We start from the raw sequence: 4,270 nt of genomic DNA, 5'->3' as shown, positions 1-4,270 counted from the left end.
CAGTTATACGAAGCGGTTTATTCCTAAATTAGGTGCGGAAACTCGGTTATCCATCATCTCAATAGAGTGGACATACCGCCCAGTGGATGCTATTCACTCACTGGGCGATGAAAATTTAAAGTCTGTGATAAATGGATGGAGATATCACTTCGAGCTACCCAACACTACTGCTCACTGAGTAATTCGACTGTATTTTTGCTATAGACTTTGCCCACTTTCTCCCATGGGATTGGATCAATGGCAACCCCTTCATCTTTTGCACGTTGATTAATGGTGTCAAAGTAGTAAGATGACTCTCGATATCTTTCAGCCGTCACACCATTTTGGTCACGATCTTTCTCTCGAGCTGGATCAAGCTCTGCCAAATAGATCAATTGCTCACAACCCCACAGCCATACTTTGGCTTTTCCATTAGGTAACATACCAAAGAATAATTCGGTTCGATAACAAGGAAGTCCTTTAGAGCCATCACTTCGTGTATAATGCAACTTTTTCGCCATTAACTCCTTAACCTTCGGAGAAAGATCATATTTAGTCACAAAGAAACGCATATTAATCAGCGACGTCCAATATACATAAATACTATCCGGTAGGTGTTTATTAGCTGAGCCCAGTTGGCGCCCACGGACACCAGTAAGTAATGATATTGGAAATCCAAATCCATCGTAATCGGGGAATACGGTGCGCGCATGCTCTAGTTTGCTTTTTCTCATCGTCTGGGCTAGACCATGGAGCGGCATTGTCCAGTCTTGCTCTGTATTTACACCATACGCTTGTGTGATTTTAATGGGATAAAATGAAGGCGTTACTACAGAAACCTGCCAAGGATCACCAGGTAGAGGCTCGTTCTCTTTGCACCCAATTAATAAAAACAATGCAAGCAGGGTTATCAGTGTTTTATTATACTTATTTAGTGCAGACAAAGCTTGCCCTCCTATAACAATTAGATTCGTCATCCCAATGTGGTCTAAAGCCTAAACTATCTTTTGAAGAATGGTGAATTAATTTAGCATATGCCAGCTTCTTCACTAGCGCTTCGCTTTCTAGTATTGAACTTAGTGAAGAAATATCACCACTCTTAGATAACTCTAGAACTCGACTATTTAGGCCATCAAAATTTAAATCTAACCTATCCACATTATTAATAGAATTTACTATATATAGTGTTGAGTCGGATCTCGTCCATATTTTTCCATCTTCATCATGAATTGGCACACCATAAAACTCTGCCAAACCGTACATAACACGCAAATATAAGCGAGAGAGTTCGCCTTCCACTTGGCGCTTTATATATAGCTTACCTGTTATCTGACCACTGTCTTTGCCAATGCGTTCTTTGGTTTCAATGATGTAGTCTTCATCACGCCAGCCGGCTTTTTTGTCTTTTTCTTTATATTCATTAAGCAGTTTTACAACCTCGTTATTGACTTTTTCTTTTGTCCCTAACGAAAAGGAATAACGCTTGCTGATTGACTTAACAAGCACTTTTTCGAGTGCAGGTAATAAATAATCATTATGGTCGTAGCTTAAACGTGATTTATAGCCTCCACCAATATCTGAGTGACTTCCAGGCACAACAAACTCATGAAAATGCGCCACAGGTGGCTCCGCTTTCGATCGTTGTTCTGCACTGACTAACTCGCCTAGCGCCACATTATTTAGGTGGTTGAGACTAAAGTCATAACGATACTCTGTGTCTGGGTGTGCAGTTAGGTGTACGGCGCGACGAACACGCTTCGGGTCAATCCATAGCTCTACCAAGCCATGCTTGGTGTTATGGGTGGAAAAGTCCATCGTATCTAGGCCGTCAATGACCGACGCTACAGTATCAAATAAGCCTGCAAACGTTATCTCTAAGCACGCTTTCTCAGGATCATTTTCTAACCAATCAAATCCATACGATAAGTACAGTTCTGAGCGGGCGCAAGATCGTCTAAAGTGTTTCACAAAATAACCATCTTCTTGCAGAACGTAATTAATAAAGTGCCTTGCTGCTGCAGAGCCGCGACTAAATCCGAAAACATCAAACTGAATCTTATTAACACCGTCGATATGCTCGTTGTGGTTTTTAATTATTTCTTTAGCGTCTTTTAACCTATTTTGAATTTTATTAGACGCATAATAAGCCTTATTCCTAATACCATAGTCTCCAGTCCCTGTTGCTTGGCCGTAAGTAGATTCATCTGCCGGTGCGATATCTTCACTATTTCCCGTGCCAATTCCTGTTATATATTCACTTAACGCAAGAGTATTCTCTGGTAAAAAATCACTGTTTACATACCGATCATAGAGCTTATATACATTGGTGATTTCATTCGCGGCGCTTCCCTCAACCCCTTCTGGATACGCAAAACATGAATCCGGTAACTGTGTCGGTTTAATCGAGCCACTGGGTAATCCAGTTTTTTTAGCCAGTATTTCACACTCAGTATCATAGTTGGCTTTCCACGTATTATAGTAACGGTCAAACTGCTGCTTACCCCATAACGCACTGTACGTATTATTGGCCGTACCATCAAAGAACACACCGAAGCGAAGCGTAATAAATTTGTACGCTCTCACTTTAAGAATATATGTTTTATCTGTGACGAGTTTTATTTTGTCGGCGGCCCCTTTTTGATGCCGTTCAGGAAGAGTAACTCTATTTTCTGGTAATTCTTCGGTTAATTCATATTGAGGTAGCTCAGTCAAGTCCCCTGTCGTCACTTCATGATAAATTACCTCTCCCTCATTGTATCCGGTATAGGTCTTTGAAAATTCCTGTACAGGGTCAGAGTCAGGATTCACTGCGTGTTGACTGTCTTGCGCTTCACGTAACCAATCACCCAGATCTAACTGTATTTCAACAGGGCCGGGGGCAATGTCTTTAACCAAAATGGGTTGCTCACCCAAAGAAATGGGGTGCGCTTTTTGGGTGGCATCAATTAAGGTGCCTTTAACATCATTAAACGGCTGGTTATGCTCATCACGAATAAGTAGCTCTATCCAGTGCTCACGCTTTTCACATGGTTGACAATGTGGGTTTACGCCTGTGTTACTCATACGTATTTTCCCGTAATTTATCTATTTCTTCGCATTCTTTTTGTTCAAGATGCAGTGCATCACGAACCGCTTCTAAAGTTAGGGACGTCTCGTTGATTAAGTGACTGAGCACCAAACGCTCTGCATACTCATAATCCTTACCATTCTTTTTAGCGTCATTCAGTACCGCTTCAAAAACCTGAGAGGGCTTTTCGAGTTGCATTAGTGCATCGGGTAAGCACTCCCAGAGGCGTCTTTCTAGAATCTTTGCATGCACATCTGTGCGGTACAGTGGCGTTAAATGATGAGGTTTAATTATCCACCAAGGTGCCAGTCGTGGTTGGTATTGCTTATCGATGCCATTGTGCCATTGACGATTTTGACCATTTAAAAATGTTGTTAGCCTTTCAGCTGGCCCCAGAAGCGCGGACAGCTCTTGCTCATCCATGGTGTCCAGCATGGGTAATAGCACCTGAGGGTCATAAAATCGAAACAAGACTTCCTCACCGTCAAGTGCAGCAATCAATAAACTCTGTAAATGGCTTAACAAAACATCGAGAGTCTGAGTACAAGAAAAGTAAATGCCTTGCTGTAATACTTGTTCAGGCAGTTGCCTGACCGACCCAGTCACAGGTAGTAGCCAAGGCGAAAGTGACATTACAGCATCGAACATTTCCCCCTGAAAAACCAATTGTGTATCAGGAAATGAAAGCTCCCCGTTGGCTTCTATCGCCTGTTTTAATGTGTTGTCTTCGACCAACCAATATATGTCGTCGATTTGTTCAGTGAACCATTGTTTTATCACTGCCCACCTCCCACAACAGGACATATTTTGACGGCTGGTATATGTGCTTTTTCGGCGGTCAATAGCGCCTCATAAGAAACCGTTTGAGCGGGCATTGGACTCTCTGGCGACTCCACCCCAAACGGGAGGGCGGCGACTTTACCGGCATAGTCACTGCCGGCGCCGGGGCTGCCGCCTGAATTGAGGTTAATCGCAGGGCCCACAAGGTGAACACCGCCGCCATTAATGCTGACAAAGCTGCCGCCGGCTTTGACGGTGATGCTACTCCCCGCCTCAATCACCGCTTTTTGACCGGCTTTGATGTGAATTTCGTTACTGGCGTCATTCACCCACACTTGGCCAGCTTTAACATGCAGCGAGCCGTCTACAATCAGGGTTTGGTCTTGTTGGGTGTACTGGCGACTCTCTCCCTCCACGGTATGATGCGCATTGCCCATCACACGA

3 protein-coding genes and 1 pseudogene are annotated in these 4,270 nt (G+C 43.4%); all 4 read right to left on the bottom strand.

Features of this window, described 5'->3' with window-relative positions; all coding sequences use genetic code 11:
- Positions 1-164: 164 nt before the first annotated feature.
- On the bottom strand, positions 165-923 hold the full coding sequence (locus tag C7A19_RS14630) for a DUF2931 family protein (protein WP_235614321.1): 759 nt from the start codon (positions 921-923) through the stop codon (positions 165-167).
- Positions 907-3,042 (bottom strand): DUF2235 domain-containing protein, encoded by a 2,136-nt coding sequence (locus tag C7A19_RS14625; protein WP_116645266.1) that lies wholly within the window; start codon positions 3,040-3,042, stop codon positions 907-909. Before C7A19_RS14625 ends, C7A19_RS14630 begins: the two co-directional genes overlap by 17 nt.
- Positions 3,035-3,826, bottom strand: coding sequence for a DUF4123 domain-containing protein (locus C7A19_RS14620; protein ID WP_116645265.1), 792 nt, complete (start codon positions 3,824-3,826; stop codon positions 3,035-3,037). Before C7A19_RS14620 ends, C7A19_RS14625 begins: the two co-directional genes overlap by 8 nt.
- Positions 3,823-4,270, bottom strand: a pseudogene (locus C7A19_RS15650) (type VI secretion system tip protein VgrG); the annotation flags it as partial. The gene C7A19_RS14620 and the pseudogene C7A19_RS15650, both read right to left, overlap by 4 nt.

Source organism: Salinivibrio sp. HTSP, from assembly GCF_003390965.1.
Lineage (GTDB): Bacteria > Pseudomonadota > Gammaproteobacteria > Enterobacterales > Vibrionaceae > Salinivibrio > Salinivibrio kushneri.
The sequence above is the reverse complement of the archived record's forward strand: the minus strand, read 5'-3'. Positions and strand labels throughout refer to the sequence as shown.

Excerpts from the sequence above, each read along its gene's own strand:
- C7A19_RS14625 (WP_116645266.1), bottom strand. The coding sequence starts at position 3,042 with ATGAGTAACACAGGCGTAAACCCACATTGTCAACCATGTGAAAAGCGT.